This window comes from Citrobacter sp. Marseille-Q5395, assembly GCF_947057495.1.
GTDB lineage: Bacteria > Pseudomonadota > Gammaproteobacteria > Enterobacterales > Enterobacteriaceae > Citrobacter > Citrobacter murliniae.
Map to the genome: position 1 here is coordinate 53,696 of NZ_CAMSEL010000013.1, position 19,354 is coordinate 73,049.

Below are 19,354 nucleotides of genomic sequence, written 5' to 3' on the forward strand. Positions count from 1 at the left end.
CGTCCTCCCCTCACACGTCCAGAAGCGGGCGGTGTTTGATATGCCGCGCGAAGACCTGCATGAACTGCGGATCGACGCGCGCACCCCATACGGCCAGCGAGTGGCCGACGATCCAGAGCACCACGCCGGGAATCCACAGTTGCAGGCCCAGCCCGACGGCGGCGGCTAGCGTGCCGTTGGCAATCGCCACGGTGCGCGGCGCACCGCCCAGCAGGATCGGCTCGGTCAGCGAGCGATGCAGCGGCACTTCAAAGCCCGGAAGATCGGTGGCCTTACTCATACGACGGCCCCTCCGGAGAAGCTGAAGAACGACAGGAAGAACGAGGACGCGGCGAACGCGATGGACAGGCCGAACACGATCTGGATCAGCTTGCGAAAGCCGCCGCTGGTATCACCGAACGCCAGCGCAAGCCCCGTCGAGATGATGATGATCACCGCCACGATCCGGGCGACTGGCCCTTGGATGGATTCGAGGATGGAGGTCAGCGGCCCTTCCCACGGCATCGAGGAACCGGCGGCCTGCGCCGTGCCCGCCAGCAACAGCATCAGCGCGGCCAGCAGCAGCCCTTGCCCTGCGGGACGGGCCAGGTGGCGCAGCCGCGCCATGCTGGACAGGCGAGAAATAGGATTTACGGAAAGACGGAAAGCATCAACGTGCGTCATGGCAGTTCTCCAGGTTGGTCAGGGGTCGAGGAAGGCGCAGCGGCAGCGGCTGCAAGAGGAACCGGCGGCAGCTCGGGAAACGGCGTTTCCAGCGCATCTGTCAGGCGATAGCCCGCACCGTCGAAGCCGACGACACGGGAGATGGTTTCGACGTGACGTTTGCGGCCACGGCCTGCGATGTGAATCACCACGTTGACCGCCTCGGCGATCAGGGCGCGGGGCGGATTCACTGCCACTTCGAGGATCAGTTGCTCCAGACGCAGCAGTGCGCCCAAGGCGGAGCCGGCATGGATGGTGGCAATGCCGCCGGGGTGGCCGGTGCCCCAGACCTTCACCAAGTCCAGGGCTTCGCCGCCACGCACTTCGCCGACGATCACGCGGTCAGGCCGCAGGCGCATCGTGGCCCGCACCAGCTCGGTCATTGTGACGACGCCGGCGCGGGTGCGCAGCGGCACATGGTCGCGGGCCGCGCATTGCAGCTCGATGGTGTCTTCGAGCACCAGCACGCGGTCGCCTGTGGCGGCGATCTCGGCCAGCAGCGCGTTCGCCAGCGTGGTCTTGCCGGTGCTGGTGCCGCCGGCGATCAGGATGTTCTGCCGCTCGCGCACGGCGCGGCGCAGGAACTCGGCCTGCCCGGCGGTCAGGATGCCGTCGGCCACGTAGCGATCCAGGCCGATGATGCTCACGGCCCGCTTGCGTAGCGCGAAGGCTGGCCCCGGGGCGGCCGGAGGCAGGATGCCCTCGAAACGCTCGCCGGTTTCCGGCAACTCGGCGGTCAAGAGCGGCTGGCCGCGATGCACCTCCGCGCCGACATGCGCGGCGACCAGGCGGATGATGCGTTCACCATCGGCCTCGGGCATCTCCACGCCCAGCGGCGAGCGACCCGACGACAGCCGATCCACCCACAGGGTGCGATCGGGGTTGAGCATGATTTCCACAACATCCGGATCTTCGAGCGCAGCGGCGATCAGCGGCCCCATCGCCGTGCGCAGCATCTGGATGCGGCGATCCTGGGACGCCGCGGCGGATGAGCGAGATTCAGGCGGAATCTGCGGAACGGCACTCATGACGCACGCTCTGCAGCTCGCTCATCGGCGGACGCCATCGCTGCTGCGTCATCCATCCGCATCGGATCGGGGTGCAGTTCCTCCACCACGTCGCGCACCAGACTGCGGCCACGCAGCAGGTGGCGACCCAACTGCTCGACGAACTGCTCGAAGCGCGCTTTGCCCTGGGCGCGGGCCGCGTCCTTGTGGGCTTCTGGCACCGGCGTGCTGATGGTCAAGAAATAGCGGATGAACAGCGCCAGCGTTTCGATCTGGATGTTCTGGTCGCGCTCCATGCGTTCGGTCTGCCGCGACAGTCGATCCAGCCGCTTGGCAATGGCGGCCTCACGCTGGTCGCCCGCATCGGGTGACAGCCAGGACGCCAAGGCCGCTGCGACGATGGAGGACTTGGACACGCCTTTCTTGGCGGCAAGTTCATCCAGGCGCTTGGCGTGCTCGGGCTGGATGAAAAGATTGAGGCGGTATTGGCTCATAGGTCGATTCCGTCGTTGGGGTCGAGAGAAGCCAGCCGGGCCGTGCGCTGCATGGCCGGGTCGAGCTGGCCGGGAAGCGGGAGCGCCAGGTCGTCGTCATCGAGCAGCTCCAGGTCGTTCGCACACGCGTCCAACTCGGGCTCGTAGGCGACGGTTTCGGAGAGTTCGAGCTGGCGGCGCGGGCCGCCGTCATCGGTGCCGCCCGGACCATCGGCGGATACCGAGGTCGGCGCCGTAGGTACGGCCGGGATCGCCAAGCCGCTCCAGTCGTCGGGGCGGGCTGGCGGCGCGTCGGCGTACCTCCCGACTGCGAGCACGGGCGGTGGCAGGACGCGATCCTTGAAATTGGCGTCGACGTAGTAACGCAGCTTCTTCGCGCGGATCGGGGCAACGCTGGACACCATGACTACGGCGTCCTCAGGTGGAAGCTGCATCACCTCGCCGGGCGTCAGCAGCGGACGTGCAGTTTCCTGACGCGACACCATCAGGTGCCCCAGCCACGGAGCGAGGCGGTGGCCCGCGTAGTTGCGCTGCGCGCGAAGCTCGGTGGCGGTGCCGAGGGTTTCGGAAATCCTTTTCGCCGTCCTTTCGTCGTTGGTGGCGAAAGTCACCCGGACATGGCAGTTGTCGAGGATGGAATGGTTCTGCCCATACGCCTTGTCGATCTGGTTCAGGCTTTGAGCGATGAGAAAGCTGCGGATGCCGTAGCCGGCCATGAAGGCAAGCGCGGACTCGAAAAAATCGAGGCGACCCAGCGCCGGAAACTCGTCCAGCATCAGCAGCAGCTTGTGCCGGCGCGCGATGCCATCGCTGCCGTCGAGCGATTCGGTCAGCCGCCGCCCGATCTGGTTCAAGATGAGCCGGATCAGCGGCTTGGTGCGGCTTATGTCGGAGGGCGGCACCACCAGATAGAGCGATACCGGGTGCTCGGCGGAAATCAGGTCGGCGATGCGCCAATCGCAGCGCGATGTGACTTCGGCCACGGTCGGGTCGCGGTACAGGCCGAGAAACGACATGGCGGTGGAGAGCACGCCCGATCGCTCGTTGTCCGACTTGTTGAGCACTTCGCGGGCAGCGGATGCGACAACCGGGTGAGGCGCATCGCCCAGGTGCTTCGTCGTCATCATCCGGTGCAGCGTCAGCTCGAACGGACACGCCGGGTCGCTGAGGAAGTTGGCGACGCCGCGCAGCGTCTTGTCCTCGCCTGCGTACAGAACATGCAAGATTGCACCGACCAGTAGCGCGTGGCTGGTCTTCTCCCAATGATTGCGCTTCTCTAACGCACCTTCAGGGTCAACCAGAATGTCGGCGATGTTCTGCACGTCGCGCACTTCATGTGCGCCGCGCCGGACTTCAAGCAGCGGGTTGTAGGCGGCCGACTGCCTATCGGTGGGGTTGAAAAGCAGGCAGTGCGAAAAGCGCGAACGCCAGCCCGCCGTGATCTTCCAGTTCTCTCCCTTAATGTCGTGAATGACGGCGGACGCCGGCCACGAAAGCAACGTAGGCACCACCAAGCCCACGCCCTTGCCCGAGCGCGTGGGTGCGAAGCTCAGGACATGTTCCGGCCCCTCATGTCGGAGGTATTGGTCGTCGTGTTGGCCGAGGAAGACGCCCGCCGGGAGGGTCAGTCCAGCTTTGCGGATGTCGACGGCATCGGCCCAGCGTGCCGAACCATAAGTCGTAACCAGCCGCGACTGCCGAGAACGCCATACCGACATGGCGATGGCGACGAGTAAAGCGAACAAACCGCTACCACCCGCAATCGCACCGCCTGTGTCGAAGACGTGCGGCGCGTAGGCATCAAAGAAGAACCACCATTCGAACAAGCGCCACGGGTGATAAACCGGTACACCTAGAAGATCGAACCAGGGCGATCCGAGGCGTACTTGATAGCCAAGGGTCGCTGCTGTCCATTGTGTGGCGCCCCAGACGCCGGCGATCACGATGCCGATTACCACAGCGATCTGGCCGAACAGAACGTTCGTCCCTTGCATGACCTGTCCTCCGATTTCTCCTGCGCTGGTGTCTCATTGAAAGCGTTGCACAGGGGGTGTCGCAGGCGTCAGGATCGGTTCTGGGCTAGTGCCGGTCAAAGACCGTTCGCAGCACAATGGTCGAGGGAAAAGAAAGAATGAGCGCGGTGGCGAGTCAAAGAAAAGCGCCGCAAGCGAAAGCGCACTGCGGCGCATACAGAGTTCCAAGCAAGTTACCCAAAAAAAGCCGTCAATGGGCCTTGCTTCCACTCATAGGCAATATTTAGATATCATGAAAAACGATGATATTTAAGATTGGAATAAAAATGAAAAATATCAAGAGTATGGATCTCAACTTGCTCAAGGCGCTGGACGCATTGTTAGACGAACGCAATGTGACACGGGCGGCGGCCCGTCTGGGACTAACCCAGCCGGCCTTGAGTGGCATGCTGACGCGGTTGCGCGAGAGCTTCGGTGACCCGCTTTTCGCGCGCTCGCAGCGGGGTATCGTTCCAACGCAGCGGGCGCTGGATCTAGGGATGCCTGTCAAGCAGGTGCTCGCCGAAATCGACGCGCTGCTCCAGCCACCTTCCTTCAATCCGGCCACCGCACAACTGACCTTCTCCATCGCCGCGACGGACTATGCGCTGCGTGCCGTTGCTGTCCCATTTCTATCGGCACTTAAACGGCACGCACCGCGTGTACGAGTCTCATTAGTGCCAGTCGAGAGCGGGCAGCTACAGAACCAGCTTGAGCGCGGTCAGATCGATTTAGCCCTCCTGACGCCAGAGATCACTCCGCCAAATCTGCATGCCCGAGAGCTGTTCAAGGAACACTATGTGTGTGTCCTGCGGGAAGACCATCCTGCGGCTATGGGGCGCAAGCTGACCGTTAAACAGTTCTGTGCTCTCGACCATGCGCTTGTTTCCTACGATGGTGGAGGTTTCCGCGGCGTCACCGACGATGCGCTAGAACAGTTGGGCAAACGACGCAGCGTCACACTGTCGGTCAAGAGCTTTCTGATCTTGCCAGACATCCTGCGTGCCAGTGACATGGTTGCGATCTTGCCGAGCCGCTTGGTCGCCGGTATGGACAAGCTGGCTATCTCCCTGCCGCCGGTGAAGATACCGGGGTTCACCAAGACGGCTGCTTGGCACGAACGCACCCATCACGATCCAGCACATCGCTGGATACGAGCACTGCTGTTCACTTCCTGTGCTAACAACAAGTAGGCAAGATCGCTCCTATCGTCATGCTCAGCACAACTCTACCTCGCACTACAAATAAGCAATCAGTCGGCTCAATTGGAGACGCGCCCTTTCGTAGCGCCGCTGCGAGATAGCCTAGTCGGTGGATGGCAGAACCTAGGCCTTGATATCATATTTTATGATATCAAAAATAGAAACTTAGGATTTCACTTATTGCAGATGGAGGCTCATGATTTGCTCCATGACCACTTGAATGACGCAGCCACCCCTGTTGCGTCATCGACATTTTGTGAAGGAGCTTCGATATGAGCAAGCAACAGAACGCCATCCTCTGGCCCGAAGGCTACACGCCGGGCTTTACTGAGAATTTCGCCTCCAATGAGATCATCGCCGCCGGCTTGAGCGCGGCCGACGTATGGCCTCTACTCGTCACACCATCGCTGTGGCCAAGCTACTACGCCAACTCGGCTAACGTGTGCTTTCATGACGGCAAAGGCCCGGTACTGGCCGACGGCGATCGGTTTTACTTCGAGACCTTCGGCTTCCCGGTAGAGGGGCAGTGCAACGAATACGTGCCACCTGCGGATGGGCAACCCGGCCGCGTGGCCTGGCACGGCTGGTCCGGCGAGGAAGGCACAGATACGCGCCTGGATGTGCATCACGCCTGGCTGGTTGAGAACCTGGACGGCAGGCGCGTGCGCATCCTCACGCAGGAAACTCAGAAGGGCAAACCGGCCGAGGAGCTGCACAACGCCAAACCCAACCCGATGATCAACGGCCATCAGGACTGGCTCGACAGCTTGGTCGAGGCAGCGCGCAAAGCCAAGCAGGCGTAGTGGTCTCCGGCCGCTTGATCCCAAGCGTCTGAACGGAGAAAACCATGATGAGAACTCCCCTCAGGATTCTGCTGGTCCTGACTTCGCAGGCAACGATGGGCGACGAACTGCTCAACCGCGAATGGTTCCGCAGTCGGACCGAAGCGAAGGTGCTGATCGAACGTTGGCGACAGTTCTACAACGAGCAGCGGCCGCATAGCGCGCATGCTTACAAACCGCCGGCGACGATCCGGCGCAACTGGATCCAATCCGATAGCATCCCCTCCGAACTCACTGCCTGACTGGCTACAAAGTTCGTACTCAGGTCACCTTGGCGCAGGCACTGAAGGTGGAGCCACCCGGAATGGGTGCTCCCACCGCCTTACGCGCACTGGCTCGAACTCTCCCGAGGCGCCGGCAAGCTCGTCACATAGCGACTAGAGAGAGGAGGTGACCGTACGAGTTCCCAGCGCCCGATCCACTCTGGGAGCTGGGTCGCCTAGCGACTACGCTACCAATGGAGCTAGCGATCAACTCGATAACTTGAGCGTGATAACGCCCAGGATGATCAACGCCACGCCAAGGTATCGCATCAGGGAGGTTGGGTCGCCATAGAAATGAATTCCGACTAAGAAAGTTCCCGCCGCTCCGATACCCGTCCACACCGCATAAGCAGTCCCAATCGGTATCTGACGCTGAGCAAGCCATAGGAAGGCGCCGCTAATTGTCATGAAAGAGACGGCTACTGCGACCCCACTCCAACGCGATGTTGGCTCTTGCGCCATTTTCAGCCCGACCGGCCATCCGATTTCAAACAATCCAGCCAAAACAAGATAGATCCAACCCATTGCGATTCTCCTTCAAATTTTTCATATCCGGCATACATACTCCGGCATGACCACCAGCTTAGAACTTCGGCGGCTCTTTAGGCGTGGTGTGGGGCACATCGCCATCTTCGTAAAAGCGCTTTCGCGTAGCCTCGGCAACCCGGTTACATAGTTGGTCGCCCAGCATTGGTCGATCCAACTTGCATTGCTTGCGCAACTCTTTCAGACGCTCAGGATTGAGCGCTAATTCATCGACTGTCGGAAGGTTGGCTTTATCTGGTTTCCCAGATGGGCTGCAGGCTGCCAATGTCGAGGAAAGCAATATGAGAGCAATCTTCTTCATGGTTAATTTTCTTTGGGAGATTGTGTGATGGTTTACCGCCGACCTTTGGCATCTGGAGATTTGATCGAATGAACGCGTTCCATGAAGCGAGTCAGCATTTCTGACGGCTCGCTGGCCGGCCGTAGTAGATAGGTCGTGAGCATTGGCGAACGTCCAGTCAGCGGCCGTGCGACCACCCCCTGTTCCCTGCTGGCTGTGATATGCGCGCCTCCTGTGAGGCCTAGTGCAAGTCCCGCCGAAACCAGGACCATCATTAGATCGCTGGAAGTCACGCGTTCGGCAATCAGTGGCTCTATGTCCACGCGACGTAGCACCCGTTCAACTTGCCGAGCATGGCCCTCACACGCCACCGCGTCGCAGAGCACCAGCGGATACCGCAACAGCTCTTCTAGGGGAATCTGTTTGTGGGATAGCAAGGGGTGCCGTGCGGGCACAGCTACCATCAGAGGGTCACTCCACACCGGCACGGCGATGATGCCTTCGCCGACTTCATCCGATTGAGCGAAGCCGAGATCGTACAGTTCGCCACACAATCCCTTGATTTGCTGTGCCAAAGGCACCTCGAAGAAGCGAACTTCCACTTCCGGCTCTTCCTGCCGGCAGAGCGCCAACAACGCAGGCAGGCGCGATGGCGTGATTCCATCAGACAATGCAATACGGAGCTGGCAATGAAAGCCATTGGCTGCGGCGTTCACACTGTCGCGCGCCTGCTGCAAAGCTGCGAAGACACGCGGCACGCTCTCAAAGAAGAGCCTGCCCGCACGAGTCAAGCGGGTGCTCCGAGTGGTTCTCGCAAATAGCGCTACGCCCAACTCTTCCTCAAGTTCCTTGATGGCGCGCGACAGCGGCGATGTCTCTATGTGGAGGCGCTCTGCGGCTCGGGCAAAGTGCAGCTCCTCTGCCACCGCCAGAAAGTAGCGCAGGTGTCGAATTTCCATGTTCGCATTCCTCATCACTCAGGCCTCACCACCTTCGCCTTGCGTCACGCTATTTAGCTAGCCTTCGCAAGCTGCTCCAGCATGTTTCTGCGATCAAACAGGAGAGCCGGATAATGCTTTTGCCAGGACGCCCCATTGCATGGCTGTCTCGGCCCGCGTGCGGATCAGCGAAGCCTGCGCTGACAGCACCCCGGCCTCAGCCTCGGCCACCACCGTGGCGTCCACTTGTCCCGCCTCGAACAGACGTCGGCTGCGATCGAGCTGACGCTCCGCGACTGCGACACCCTCGGCCTGATGCTCCAGTGCTGCGTGCTGCGTATGCCAACCGAGATATGCGTTCTCTACGTCCTGCAAAGCACTCAACAAAGTGCGCTCGAACTCCGCACGGGCAGCTCGGCTGCGCGCCTCTCCGGTCTCGATGCCGGCACGGATCGCGCCACCATCGAAGATCGGCAACGACACCCCGGCCCCAAGTGAAAAAATGTTTCCAGTGATGCGGGTTCCCACACTCTCTACGCGCTGCCGTCCGCCGCTCAGGTCCAACACCAGCCTGGGGAAGCGTTCGCCTTCGGCTGCGTTCCAGCGCGCGGTTTCGGCGGCGAACTTCGCTTCGGCGGCGCGCACGTCGGGCCGCTCACTCAGCAGGTCCGCAGGTATGCGTGTCGGTGTCCAGTCCGGGACGGCGAGCGACGCAAGAGTTGGGGAAGCTGCAGGCGCTCCGGGCGTTTGTCCCACTAGTACATCGAGTGCATGCGTCGCCTCGCCGCGCGCACGCCGCAGTTGCTCTTGCTCCACGCGCAGTGCGACGACGCCGGCGCGGGTACGCTCGATGTCGAAGCCGGTAGCTTGTCCGGCCTCGAACTTCCGTTGCATCAGCAAGACGAGTCGTTCTGCGGATGCCAGCCGCGCCGCGGCTAGCGCTTCGAGCTCACTGGCTTGGCGCTGCTGCACAGCCGCCGACACTGTTTCAAACGCGACCTGCCACCGCGTGGCAACCCACGCTTGTTCGGCTGCCACCGCATCCAGGCGCGCACCTTCTGCTGCCTGCGAAAGCCGTCCCGACAGGTCTGCCTCCCACGATGCGGACAACGTGGCGCGGCCATCATTGCCGATTGCAACGTTCTCTGAATAGTCGCGTCCTCGAGTTGCCTGCGTGCCCGCGGACAACGAGGGGAGCAGGGAGGCCCGTGCTCGCCGCGTGGCGGCCGATGCCTCGTCCACGCGCGCTCGCGCAATCGTCAGTTCGGTATTGCGCTCCAGCGCCGCCCGGACCAAGGCATTGAGGTGCGGATCGCCGTAGGCCGTCCACCAATCGACGGGAAGAGTACGGCGGGACGATTTGTCCAAGATGCCTTCACCTCCCTCTTCATTTGAGAAATGGGCCGGTACATCCAGGCGAGGTGGATCGGCAGAGTGCGGGGCATGGCTGCAGGCCGCAAGAAGCAGTAGCGGAGAAATCATGGCAATGAGGCGATAGCGTTCAAGAATTTGAGACATGGCAGCTCCTTGCGCTCCGAAAAAGTCTTGACGGACTGTTGTATGGCTTCTACTATACCGTCTGGACTGTATATGACTCAAGCTTTTTTGGAGCACGACCATGCCGCCCCGCGCGAAAACAAAGTTGCCCCCCCCGTCCACTGCCCATAGCAGCGCCGATGCGCAGCCCGGCCTCCAGCAAGGAGCCCAGCGAACTCGCGACCGCATCCTGCAGGCCGCCCGCGAACTGGTGCTGGAGGAAGGTGCCAGTCGCTTGACACTGGACGCCGTCGTTGTGCGGGCCGGGTTGAGCAAAGGGGCGTTTCTCTATCACTTCAAGACCAAACGCGATTTGTTCGTGACACTGATCGACGAGATGATCCGGGCGTTCGACGCGGCTATCCACTGGGCCTGCGGGCCATCACGGCGGGCGGTCCGATGCGCTGGGTCGGCCTCTGTGTGGCAGTGACGTGCATGGCGGCCAGCGGCGCACTTTTGTGGTTCGCGCTCAAGCGGATTCCGATCAGCGCGGCCTCTGCAGCCTGGGCAGGAATCGGGCTACTTGGAAACTTGGGCGTCGGCGCCCTCCTACTAGGCGATGTCGCATCGGTAACGCGCTGGTCTGGCACCGCCCTCATCGCAGCAGGCATTGCCTGTCTTAGTTTCGTTTGATCAAGGAGACCCATTATGAAGAGCAAAACTGCATTGATCCGCGGCGGCATCTTTTTTTGCGTAGCAGGCGCGCTCTCTGGATGCGCGACCAACAGCATGACGCGCTCCGGATTTCTCGGCGACTACGAGAAGTTATCGCCGACACGATACGAGAACGTACTGATGTACCGCGCAGCGGGATTCGAGCCCAAGCGTTATGCCGCTGTCGTGGTGGAAGAAGCGCAGATCAAGACCGCCTCGGGTCGCATCGATGGGCTCGATGACGCGCAGCAGCGCGAAGTGCTAGACCATGTGACGAGCGAACTGAAACGCCAGGAAGGCAAAAGTCCCGCCCCCCCAGGTGGCGCGGGACAGGTTCGGGTGCGTGTAGCGGTCACCGAACTGCAGACACCGAATCGGGCAGTCAATGCAATGACGACCCTGCTGGTTGGACCCGTGACGACGGGTGGTGCCAGCCTAGAGTTCGAAGCAGTCGATTTAAGGACGGGACGCCGGGTTGCTGCCGCCAGTTGCTTCGAGCGCGGCAACGTCATTAAAGAGTTCGCCGGTTCGTACACATTGCTGGGTCATGCCAAAGCGGCGATCACGAACTGCATCGAGCGCATCGACAGCGCTTGGCGGGACACGCAGCCATGAGCAACGCTTCACAGGCTTGGCTCCGGCAGGATGCCATGGTCGGCGGTGATCACAAATGGCTGGCGGGTGGCGACTGGACGATAGAGCACTACGCCAGTCTGGCAAAATCCGTGTCCGCCGCCCGCATCAGTCATGCCGAGGGGTACGCCACTCCCTTACTCGACTGGACGCAAGTCCAGAGACTGGACACCGCCGGCGCGGCTCTGCTGGTGGAAATTCTCGGGCCAGACTCGATACTCGACCGGCCGGAGGCAGCTCCAAATCTGTCCTCGGATCGCCTCGCCCTAATGAGAGCGCTGGCCGCCGCTGCTACCGATCAGCAGAAGACGGAGAAAGCAGCGGTGAGCGGGAATCCTCTGCTCCGCGGTCTGGGACGCATAGGCCTGACCTTGGAACAGGGCTGTCGTGCGTGTCTTGGTCTGGCCGGGTTCGTGGGCCAGATCATCGAAACATGGAGCCGTACCGTTCGTCACCCGCGTCGCTGGCGCGCGACCTCGGTGATCGCTCAAATCCAGCGATCAGCGGTGGACGCCATTCCCATCGTGGCGCTACTGAGCTTCATGGTAGGAATGGTGGTGGCGTTCCTGGGAGCAACGGTGCTGGCCAACTTCGGTGCGAGCATCTTCTCGGTGCATCTGGTCGCCTTCTCGTTCATGCGCGAGTTCGGAGTGCTGCTCCCGGCCATATTGATTGCAGGCCGTACCGCAAGCGCGTACACCGCCCAAATCGGTTCGATGAAGGCAAATGAAGAGATCGATGCGCTTCGCTCCAACGCGCTCGACCCCATCGAGTTACTGGTGCTGCCACGCGTGCTGGCGCTTCTTGTGTCCTTGCCACTGCTCACCTTAGTAGGCATCTTGGCTGGCATTGCGGGCGGCGCCACCGTATGCGCACTGAGCTTGGAAATTCCTCCCGCACAGTTCCTTGCCATCGTGCAGGAAAAAATCGAGGTGCGCCATTTTCTTGTCGGAATGAGCAAGTCCCCGCTCTTCGCGGTGATGATCGCCGCTATCGGCTGCCATGAAGGGTTCAAGGTCGCCGGTAGCGCTGAGTCGGTAGGCGACCACACGACGTCTAGTGTCGTGCAATCAATCTTCATGGTGATCCTGATAGACGCCATCGCTGCACTGTTCTTCATGGAGATGGGCTGGTGAGCGCGGTGAAGCAAGACACCGACAACGGTGTGCGACACGCTATTGAAGTGCGCGGCCTGGACAACAGGTTTGGAACCCAGCAGGTCCATCAGGACCTAGACCTGGACGTGCGGCGCGGGGAAATCCTTGGCGTGGTGGGAGGGTCAGGCACCGGGAAATCCGTGCTCTTGCGTAGCGTCGTCGGGCTGCAGAAGCCGCATTCGGGCGTGGTCCGTATCGGGGGGCGCGACCTACTGCGAGCCCAATGGCTTGCGCGCGCGCGTATGGAGCGAAGGTTCGGCATTCTGTTCCAGAAGGGCGCGTTGTATTCATCGCTGACCGTCTTGGAGAACGTCGCTCTTCCTTTGATCGAGCATGTCGGTCTGGCGCGGCCTCTTGCCGAGCGTTTGGCAAGAAGCAAGCTGGGCTTGGTGGGGTTGCCTGCCGGAGCGGGAGACAAGTATCCGGCCTCGTTGTCCGGAGGCATGGTGAAACGAGCAGCACTGGCGAGAGCCTTGGCGCTTGATGCGAACATCCTGTTTCTTGACGAACCCACCGCAGGACTGGATCCAATCGGGGCTGCATCTTTCGACCAATTGATTCTGACCCTGCGCAATGCACTGGGCCTCACGGTGTTTCTGGTAACCCACGACCTCGATACGCTGTACACCATATGCGACCGTGTCGCGGTCCTGGCGAACCAGAAGGTACTCATCAACGACGGCATCGAGGCAGTCGAGCGCTTCAAGCACCCGTGGATACAGGAATACTTTCACGGCCCCCGTGGCCGTGCGGCCGCACAGGCCACTGGTGCTTCCAGCCAAGAGACGCAGCCATGAAACCCCTCCGCATCTGCATCATTCTTCCGTCGCGCACGCATTGGGCTGGGCGCACGCAATATTTAAACTCTGAGAACGAGGTGGTCTGATCATGGAACCACGTGCCCATCATGTATTCATTGGTCTGTTCGTCGTGCTGCTCGGTGCGATTGGTATTGGCTTCGCGCTTTGGCTCAGCGACACACGTTCCGACCACGATTACCAGTATTACCGGATTATGTTCGATGAGCCAGTGACCGGGCTTACGCCCGGCAGCCAGGTTCAGTACAGCGGAATCACGATTGGCGAAGTCGTTGCACTTTCTCTTTCACCGCGAGACCCAAGGCGGGCGATAGCGCGCGTACGCATCAATGCCACCATCCCGGTCCGGCAGGATACCCGCGCTGAATTGGTCATCACGGGAATTACCGGCAACGCGGTGATCGAGTTGAGCGACGGTGGGCCAAACGTGCCATTGCTGGATCGGAGAGAGGACGAGGAACCGTTGATCCTCGCACCACGTTCGGCGATGGCATCCCTGGTCTCCGGTGAGGGGAACAGCATGACGACACTCAACGGCATCTTGCTGCGCACGCAGGAGTTACTGTCGAAGGAGAATTTGGCTCTTGTGCACCGCAGTCTGGTGAATCTTGAACAGACCACGGGCGCGGTCGCTGACCAGAGGGCCGAGATCGCGACGTTAATCAGCAATCTGACCGAAGCAAGCAGAGAATCGACAGCTGCCGTGCGCCAAGCAAATAGCACTCTTCGCGATGCCAACCTGCTACTAAATAACGATGGTAAGCAAATCATGGTGAACACGCGTGATGCAACGGCATCCCTCGAACGCGCCGCTTTCAGGGTTGAGACGCTACTGCAAAACAATCAGGAATCGCTGAACCAGGGCTTGGCCGCCACAGGTCCTGCCATGCACGAACTCCAGCAGGCGCTGGCCAATCTAAACACCGTGCTGCGCCGACTGGATCGCAATCCGGCGCAATACCTGCTCGGTGGAGAGAACATTGAGGAAACCAAGCCGTGAACACTTCCGCCAGGATGATTCCCGTCGCTGCCGTGACTATGACGCTAGTACTCGGCTTGTCCGCGTGCAGTGTGCTTCCCAAAGCAGCTCCAATGGTCACCTACAAATTGCCCGACTATCACATCGCCCAGGCGGAGAGTACGCCGCGCGCCGTTCCGGGACCCGGGGCGCTGCGCGTCTACGCCCCTGAGAGTAGTCGCGTCCTGGATTCGGAGCGGCTGTTCATTGCGCAGCCCGATGGTCGCTTGTCGGCTTGGCAAGGAGTGCGTTGGGCCGACCCCGCACCGGTGCTGCTGCGTGACCGAATCGTCGAAGCCTTCATGCGCGATGGGCGGTCGACTTCCGTGATTACCGATAGCACCCCAATGAGCGCCGATATGGAGTTGCGCAGTACGCTGCGGGCGTTCCAGCTCGAATACCGCGGCACTGAAGCGATCGCCGCGGTTCGGCTCGATGTGCAACTGGTCGATCCGGCCAAACGGACTGCTATTGCCAGTAGACGCTTCGAAGCAATCCAAGCCACAGGCAGCAAGCGAGAGGCCGATGTGGTGAGCGCGTTCGGTGTCGCCACGGATATATTGGCCGGGCAGATCGTTGAATGGGCAGTTCAGGTCGGGGCAGCGCGTTTGCGAGTTGCACCGGAATTGGCAAGCAACCATGCACCCACAGCGTCGTCGATAAGCACAGACTAGTCGTCTTAACGGAGCACAGAAGCTAGGGCCAAAACGCTGCTCGACACCTTAACTCGGTACGACAGCCTACGGCCCCGATCCAATCCCAGGACCTCTTTGCCGTCCAACCTCCCATGACACACCGCCGCCGCGTACAGTCGCGGCGATCTGCTGCCCCAGTCGTGGCTCGATTATCGGCCGCCAAGGCACCAGACTGAATCCCATGCCGTCATCGAGCAGCGCATAGCGACCGCTGGCGAGCATGACCGAGCGCCGGTAGATGCCGGCTACGCGCTGCCCGTCTGTGACGTGCCGATGCTCCAATCCGCTATCGGCGGCAATGTGCTGGGCGGCCTGCGCCAGCTCCCGATTGCGCAGCGTTTCCAGCAGATTCCGGGAGAGAATCAGCCGCTGCCCGCGCCGCTGGGCCAGCCCCTGTTCTTCGAGGAAGTCGGCGCGCTGCTGCAAGGCTTGCCTAGCATCGCCGCCAAAGCCCAGGTCGCCCAGTCCCTTGCCGCCGCCGATCAACTGCTGATCCAGCCAGGTCGCGCCGATGACGCGGGCCTGCCGTTCAATCGGCAGATGCGATTTCAGTTCGACCGCCACGCCGCCCAGCCGCTGCGCGTCGTACTGGCGGCCACGCTCGGCCAAGTCGTCCGGCACCTTCCATAACCCCTCGGCCACGCGCTCCACGATGCCGGCCCGCCGTAGGGCTTCCAGCCGGCGGATATGGGCCGCCACAGCCTCTTGCGGGTCGCGGCCGGGCTTGGCTCGGCCTTGCTCGATCGCCAGGTGGTGATCGGTGCGGTACAGGCCATTGCTCGCCAGCGTGGCGATGTTCTTGTCGGCCGCCCGCACCTCGGCGGAACCGCGTACCTCCACCACCGCGCCGATGGGATAGTTCGCCAGCTCGTCGCGGGCGTCCAACGCGACGTAGTGGGCTTTGCCGTCCAACCCGTCGATGACCAGATAGCCGCGGTCGTGCAGCTCGTCGGCCAGACCCTTAGCAGCCACGCGACCGACGATAGTGCGGCCGTCGTCGCCCGGCTCGAACACCGCCAGCTCGCGAGGCTTGCCGCTCATGGCCCGCTGCATCGTTCGGATGATGTCGCCACGCTCGCCCAGGGCACGCAAGGTCTTCTCCGCGTCCGCATGGACGGCCCAGGTGCCGGGCTGCACCTCGTCGGCCAGGCCCAGGCGCTGCAAGTGTTGCAGGCGGCCGATCAGCAGCAGGCGCTGGCGTTGCAGCCGGGGTTCGTTGAAGCGTTCGATCTGCACCCGGCCATCCTCGCCGGCCTCGCGCTGCAACGTGCGGTCGAGGCTCGTCCACCGCTCTTGCTCCACCTCGCGCTGCAAGGTCTGCTGGATCTCCAGTTCGGTGCGCGGCCCCAGCCATTCCGTCGCCAGCTCGGCGGCGCGATGGCGGAAGCCGTGGGCGATGTAGTCGCCCGCGATGATGAGGTCTTTGCCGGTATCGTCGCGTCCGCGCACGATCAGGTGCGTGTGCGGGTTGTCGGTGTTCCAGTGATCGACCGCCACCCAATCCAGCCGCGTCCCCAGGTCGGCCTCCATCCGGTTCATCAGGTGCCGGGTGTAGGTGCGCAGGTCGTCCAGCTCCGCACTGTCTTCAGGTGAGACGATGAAGCGGAAATGATGTCGGTCGTCCTGGCAGCGTTCCTTGAAGGCATCGAGGTCGGCTTCGTCGGTCTGCGGCCCGTAGGCACGGCCCGGCTCGCCGTTCCGGCCGGCACCGTCGCGCTCGATGTAGCGCAGGTGCTTGGCGAGCGACTGCGGACTGGCGTTGCGCTGGTTGACCAGCAGCGTCTTGATGGTCACGCGCCGTGACATAGGGGTCAGCTTTGCGCCTGCGAAGCGCGCCGCCGTATGGCCGCGTCCAAGCCGTGAGCCGGGCCGCTGGCCGGCGTGCTGGCCGCTCCCGCCAGCGGTAGGACGGCGCACCGCCGACTTGCCGCCGCTGGCCTTGCCAGCCTGCTTGAGCACCTTGGAAACGAAGCTCTGGCCCTGGCCTTTGCCTCGGTTCTTCGGCGCGCCAGGGCGCACCCAGAAATCATGGTCGCCGCGGTCGGTCATGGCTGTGCTCCCTGCAAGCTCCGGCGTGTCCGAGCGTGCGAAGCACGCGGACATGCCTGCATCGGCGCGTGCCTCGCGCCCCACGCGGCACGGCGGCGAAGCCGCGCCGTGCCGCGCCACCCCCACGTGCAGACTGGCTTTGCGGGCGGCAGAGTGCCGAACCCTTTTGTCTTGCCTTCCGCCTTTGCCCCTCGCTCCCGCTCCGGGCATCGGCGGCCCGGCGGCGCTGCTGCACGAGCAGCCAGCCCGCCGGCGAACACGCCAATGGCCGCAGGCCGGGCGCGTTCGAGGCAAGACGCCTGCACGTTGGGCGGCTGCGCCGAAGGCAGCGCGAAGTGCGGTGCGAATGCACCCGCACTGCACGCGCGACGACACGGCGACGAACAGTAGAACGACATGCCCGATGGCACGATGAGAGGCGCGGCAAAGTGCAGCGAATCGGCGGCCATCATGGACGTGTCTCCAGCCAGATCGGATGCGCAACGCCGATCACGGCGAACGCGCTGACCGGCCCGAAATAGCGGCTGTCGAACGACGCCGGGTTGGTCGCGCTCAACAGGAACAGTTCGCCCGGTTGGAGACGGCGGCAAAGCTGCAAGGATGGCAGCGGCCGGCCCAGCCGGTCGGCAGGCAGGGCGGCGGCCACCGGCACGCCGTCGATGCGAACCTGGCCGGCGACGATGCAAACGTGTTGTGGCGCGACTGCGCCCACACGTTTGAGCAGCGGAACGCGGGTCGGCAGGTAGCCGCGCTGCGCAGCCAGCATGGCGGCCCTGTCGGGCAGCGGCATCAGCACGATGCTGTCCACGGACAGCGGACGTGGCCGCGAGGCGGTGCGCGGGTCGAACGGTTCGATGCGATACCAACCGACCGCCACGCTGTCGGACGGGTTGTAGGCCATTCGCGGCAGGGGCTGCACGAACGCCGCCCAGGCCAGCGCAGCGAGGCCGACGGTGGCGAAGCCTGCCAGCACGAGGCGAGCGCGCAGGCGCGAGCGAGGATGCGGCACGGGGCCGGTCGTGGAAATCGTGGTCATGGCAATGCCCTCCCGGCCAGCCAGGCGGCGTGCCGTTCTGCGGTGTATGTGGGTAGCGCCGAGCGCGCTGCGAGCCGGTTCGCGAGCGTGCGCCAGTACGCGGGCGATGTGTCTGCGGCTGCGATGCCCAGCGCCTCGATGCCGTCGATGCGTTCCAGCACGGCGCGCACGTTGGCATCGCCTTCGGCGTGCAGCAGCAGACGCGCGCCCGGCTGCACGCCGGGGATGCGCTGCACGGCGTCCAGCGGCGTGGCGGTCTGCATCACCATGAGCTGCCAGCGGATCGTGCCGTAGTCGTTGGCCTGCCAACGGATGCGGCACAGAACCGCGTTCGGCAGGAACACGGCGCAGCGCCGCCAGCGGTCGAGCTGGAGCGTGCGCGCCGGTTCGCCGAAGCGCAGGTAGAGCTTGAAGCGCGGTTCGATGTAGGCCAGCGCCACGCGCGTCAGCGGCACGTTGCCGGCCTGGCCGGCGAGTGTCGAAGGCGCCGGCGGCGGCGCAGCCGTGGGCGCACTTGCTTTGGGGGTGTGGGCGGTCGAAGCGGATGCGTTCACGGCGTGCCCTCCGGGGGAAACTCCCGCTCCAGCAGGTCGCGCAGCAGTTCGGCTACGGTCACGCCTCGCGTGAAGGCCGACACCTTGATGCGCGCCCGCATGGCGGGCGTGATGTCGAGCGTCAGTCGAGCGGTGTAGAGGTCGCCTTTCTGCACGGCATCTGCGTCGCCCTGGCGAATCCACGCTTCGGCGTGCGGATTCGCTGGGGGACGCGCACCGATGCCGACGCGCTTGCTGCGTGGTGGTGGCTTCCCAGTCATGTCGGCCACCGCAGCAGTTCGTCGGTGAGCGCGGCGATCTCGCGGGCAGCGGCGCTGTCGGGCGCGGTTTCGCGGGCGAGCCGGCCAGCGGCTACGCTGTCGGCAAAGACGATGCGCTGGTGGATCTCCGAGCGCAGCGCGGGCAGCGGCTGTTCGGCCAGCGATTGCCGTGCCTCCCTGCCGATGATGGTGGTGCTGACGCGCCGGTTGATGACGAAGGCCGCGCGCAGCGCTGGCCGGAACACCTGTGCTTCGCGGATCAGTGCGACCATCTCGGCAGAAGCCCATACGTCGTAGGGGCTGGGCTGCACGGGGATCAGCACGCGCTCGGCCGCCAGCAGCGCGGAACGCGCGAGGGCGGCGATGCGCGGCGGGCCGTCGATGATGATGTGATCGGCCCGCCTGGCGAGTTCTGGCGCTTCCTGATGCAGCGTTTCGCGGGCAAGGCCCACGGCGCTGAACAGACGGGGCAGGCCCTGCTGGCTACGCCGCTGCGTCCAGTCGAGCGATGACCCCTGCGGGTCGGCATCCAGCAGGATGACATGCAGGCCGCGCATCGCCAGTTCGCCGGCGATGTGCGTGGCGAGCGTGGTCTTGCCGACGCCGCCTTTCTGGTTGAGAAACGCGAAGATCATGGCGCGGCCCTCCGAGCTGGAAA

General features: G+C 63.1%; 23 protein-coding genes and 1 pseudogene. 10 read left to right on the plus strand and 14 right to left on the minus strand.

What is annotated here, in order from left to right:
* Positions 1 to 10 precede the first annotated feature (10 nt).
* From OH663_RS15730 to OH663_RS15750, 5 genes are read right to left on the minus strand one after another with little or no spacing between them, the layout of a single operon-like run.
* The gene (locus tag OH663_RS15730; protein ID WP_003092280.1) at positions 11 to 280 is read right to left on the minus strand and encodes a VirB3 family type IV secretion system protein; all 270 of its coding nucleotides are present in this window, start codon (positions 278 to 280) and stop codon (positions 11 to 13) included.
* Positions 277 to 663 carry a TrbC/VirB2 family type IV secretion system protein gene (locus tag OH663_RS15735; protein WP_000150010.1) on the minus strand — a complete coding sequence of 129 codons (387 nt, stop codon included), beginning with the start codon at positions 661 to 663 and terminating at the stop codon, positions 277 to 279. Before OH663_RS15735 ends, OH663_RS15730 begins: the two co-directional genes overlap by 4 nt.
* Positions 660 to 1,730, minus strand: a complete 1,071-nt coding sequence (gene trbB, locus OH663_RS15740; RefSeq protein ID WP_023093367.1) for a P-type conjugative transfer ATPase TrbB — start codon at positions 1,728 to 1,730, stop codon at positions 660 to 662. Before trbB ends, OH663_RS15735 begins: the two co-directional genes overlap by 4 nt.
* Complete coding sequence (locus OH663_RS15745) at positions 1,727 to 2,203, minus strand: ribbon-helix-helix protein, CopG family (RefSeq protein WP_000085131.1); 477 nt, start codon at positions 2,201 to 2,203, stop codon at positions 1,727 to 1,729. The genes trbB and OH663_RS15745 overlap by 4 nt, the downstream gene beginning before the upstream one ends.
* Positions 2,200 to 4,197, minus strand: a complete 1,998-nt coding sequence (locus OH663_RS15750; protein ID WP_001163195.1) for a conjugal transfer protein TraG — start codon at positions 4,195 to 4,197, stop codon at positions 2,200 to 2,202. Before OH663_RS15750 ends, OH663_RS15745 begins: the two co-directional genes overlap by 4 nt.
* 305 nt (positions 4,198 to 4,502) lie before the next feature.
* Between OH663_RS15750 and OH663_RS15755 the strand changes: the two genes are divergently transcribed.
* The 3 genes and pseudogenes from OH663_RS15755 to OH663_RS15765 form a co-directional block, all read left to right on the plus strand.
* Positions 4,503 to 5,408 carry a LysR family transcriptional regulator gene (locus tag OH663_RS15755; protein WP_023093368.1) on the plus strand — a complete coding sequence of 302 codons (906 nt, stop codon included), beginning with the start codon at positions 4,503 to 4,505 and terminating at the stop codon, positions 5,406 to 5,408.
* A 281-nt stretch (positions 5,409 to 5,689) separates the two neighbouring features.
* Positions 5,690 to 6,220, plus strand: a complete 531-nt coding sequence (locus OH663_RS15760; protein ID WP_000043569.1) for an SRPBCC family protein — start codon at positions 5,690 to 5,692, stop codon at positions 6,218 to 6,220.
* A 101-nt stretch (positions 6,221 to 6,321) separates the two neighbouring features.
* A pseudogene (locus OH663_RS15765) lies at positions 6,322 to 6,501 on the plus strand (integrase core domain-containing protein); the annotation flags it as partial.
* Positions 6,502 to 6,729: 228 nt separating this feature from the next.
* On the opposite strand, the gene OH663_RS15770 reads toward OH663_RS15765, so the two are convergent.
* The 4 genes from OH663_RS15770 to OH663_RS15785 form a co-directional block, all read right to left on the minus strand.
* Positions 6,730 to 7,047 (minus strand): DMT family transporter, encoded by a 318-nt coding sequence (locus OH663_RS15770; protein WP_000539741.1) that lies wholly within the window; start codon positions 7,045 to 7,047, stop codon positions 6,730 to 6,732.
* A 58-nt stretch (positions 7,048 to 7,105) separates the two neighbouring features.
* The gene (locus tag OH663_RS15775; protein WP_000717310.1) at positions 7,106 to 7,369 is read right to left on the minus strand and encodes an EexN family lipoprotein; all 264 of its coding nucleotides are present in this window, start codon (positions 7,367 to 7,369) and stop codon (positions 7,106 to 7,108) included.
* A gap of 32 nt (positions 7,370 to 7,401) precedes the next feature.
* A complete protein-coding gene (locus tag OH663_RS15780) occupies positions 7,402 to 8,307 on the minus strand; it encodes a LysR family transcriptional regulator (RefSeq protein ID WP_000405670.1) in 906 nt (301 codons plus the stop codon).
* 93 nt (positions 8,308 to 8,400) lie between these two features.
* Positions 8,401 to 9,804: an efflux transporter outer membrane subunit gene (locus OH663_RS15785; RefSeq protein ID WP_000078291.1), complete on the minus strand. Its 1,404-nt coding sequence runs from the start codon at positions 9,802 to 9,804 to the stop codon at positions 8,401 to 8,403.
* Positions 9,805 to 9,904: 100 nt separating this feature from the next.
* On the opposite strand from OH663_RS15785, the gene OH663_RS15790 reads away from it, so the two are divergent.
* The 7 genes from OH663_RS15790 (at position 9,905) to OH663_RS15820 (ending at position 14,776) form a co-directional block, all read left to right on the plus strand.
* Positions 9,905 to 10,252, plus strand: a complete 348-nt coding sequence (locus tag OH663_RS15790; RefSeq protein ID WP_223866330.1) for a TetR/AcrR family transcriptional regulator — start codon at positions 9,905 to 9,907, stop codon at positions 10,250 to 10,252.
* 5 nt (positions 10,253 to 10,257) lie between these two features.
* Positions 10,258 to 10,455 carry an SMR family transporter gene (locus OH663_RS15795; RefSeq protein ID WP_230145850.1) on the plus strand — a complete coding sequence of 66 codons (198 nt, stop codon included), beginning with the start codon at positions 10,258 to 10,260 and terminating at the stop codon, positions 10,453 to 10,455.
* 15 nt (positions 10,456 to 10,470) lie between these two features.
* Positions 10,471 to 11,091 (plus strand): DUF3313 family protein, encoded by a 621-nt coding sequence (locus OH663_RS15800; RefSeq protein WP_000837791.1) that lies wholly within the window; start codon positions 10,471 to 10,473, stop codon positions 11,089 to 11,091.
* Complete coding sequence (locus tag OH663_RS15805; RefSeq protein WP_000063629.1) at positions 11,088 to 12,245, plus strand: MlaE family ABC transporter permease; 1,158 nt, start codon at positions 11,088 to 11,090, stop codon at positions 12,243 to 12,245. The genes OH663_RS15800 and OH663_RS15805 overlap by 4 nt, the downstream gene beginning before the upstream one ends.
* 5 nt (positions 12,246 to 12,250) lie before the next feature.
* Positions 12,251 to 13,063, plus strand: a complete 813-nt coding sequence (locus tag OH663_RS15810; protein ID WP_024944155.1) for an ABC transporter ATP-binding protein — start codon at positions 12,251 to 12,253, stop codon at positions 13,061 to 13,063.
* Positions 13,064 to 13,154: 91 nt separating this feature from the next.
* Positions 13,155 to 14,084, plus strand: coding sequence for an MlaD family protein (locus OH663_RS15815; RefSeq protein WP_000433686.1), 930 nt, complete (start codon positions 13,155 to 13,157; stop codon positions 14,082 to 14,084).
* 92 nt (positions 14,085 to 14,176) lie between these two features.
* Complete coding sequence (locus OH663_RS15820) at positions 14,177 to 14,776, plus strand: ABC-type transport auxiliary lipoprotein family protein (protein ID WP_003124411.1); 600 nt, start codon at positions 14,177 to 14,179, stop codon at positions 14,774 to 14,776.
* 66 nt (positions 14,777 to 14,842) lie between these two features.
* Here OH663_RS15820 and OH663_RS15825 read toward each other — a convergent pair whose 3' ends face one another.
* The 5 genes from OH663_RS15825 to parA form a co-directional block, all read right to left on the minus strand.
* Positions 14,843 to 16,846 carry a relaxase/mobilization nuclease domain-containing protein gene (locus tag OH663_RS15825; RefSeq protein WP_000132148.1) on the minus strand — a complete coding sequence of 668 codons (2,004 nt, stop codon included), beginning with the start codon at positions 16,844 to 16,846 and terminating at the stop codon, positions 14,843 to 14,845.
* Between the two features lie 448 nt (positions 16,847 to 17,294).
* A complete protein-coding gene (locus OH663_RS15830) occupies positions 17,295 to 17,882 on the minus strand; it encodes a S26 family signal peptidase (RefSeq protein WP_003092304.1) in 588 nt (195 codons plus the stop codon).
* The gene (locus OH663_RS15835) at positions 17,879 to 18,436 is read right to left on the minus strand and encodes a DUF2840 domain-containing protein (protein WP_023093372.1); all 558 of its coding nucleotides are present in this window, start codon (positions 18,434 to 18,436) and stop codon (positions 17,879 to 17,881) included. The genes OH663_RS15830 and OH663_RS15835 overlap by 4 nt, the downstream gene beginning before the upstream one ends.
* Positions 18,433 to 18,696, minus strand: a complete 264-nt coding sequence (locus OH663_RS15840; protein ID WP_000147048.1) for a hypothetical protein — start codon at positions 18,694 to 18,696, stop codon at positions 18,433 to 18,435. Before OH663_RS15840 ends, OH663_RS15835 begins: the two co-directional genes overlap by 4 nt.
* Entirely contained in the window at positions 18,693 to 19,331 is a 639-nt protein-coding gene (parA, locus tag OH663_RS15845; RefSeq protein ID WP_003092312.1) for a ParA family partition ATPase, read from the minus strand. Before parA ends, OH663_RS15840 begins: the two co-directional genes overlap by 4 nt.
* Between the last annotated feature and the right edge of the window lie 23 nt (positions 19,332 to 19,354).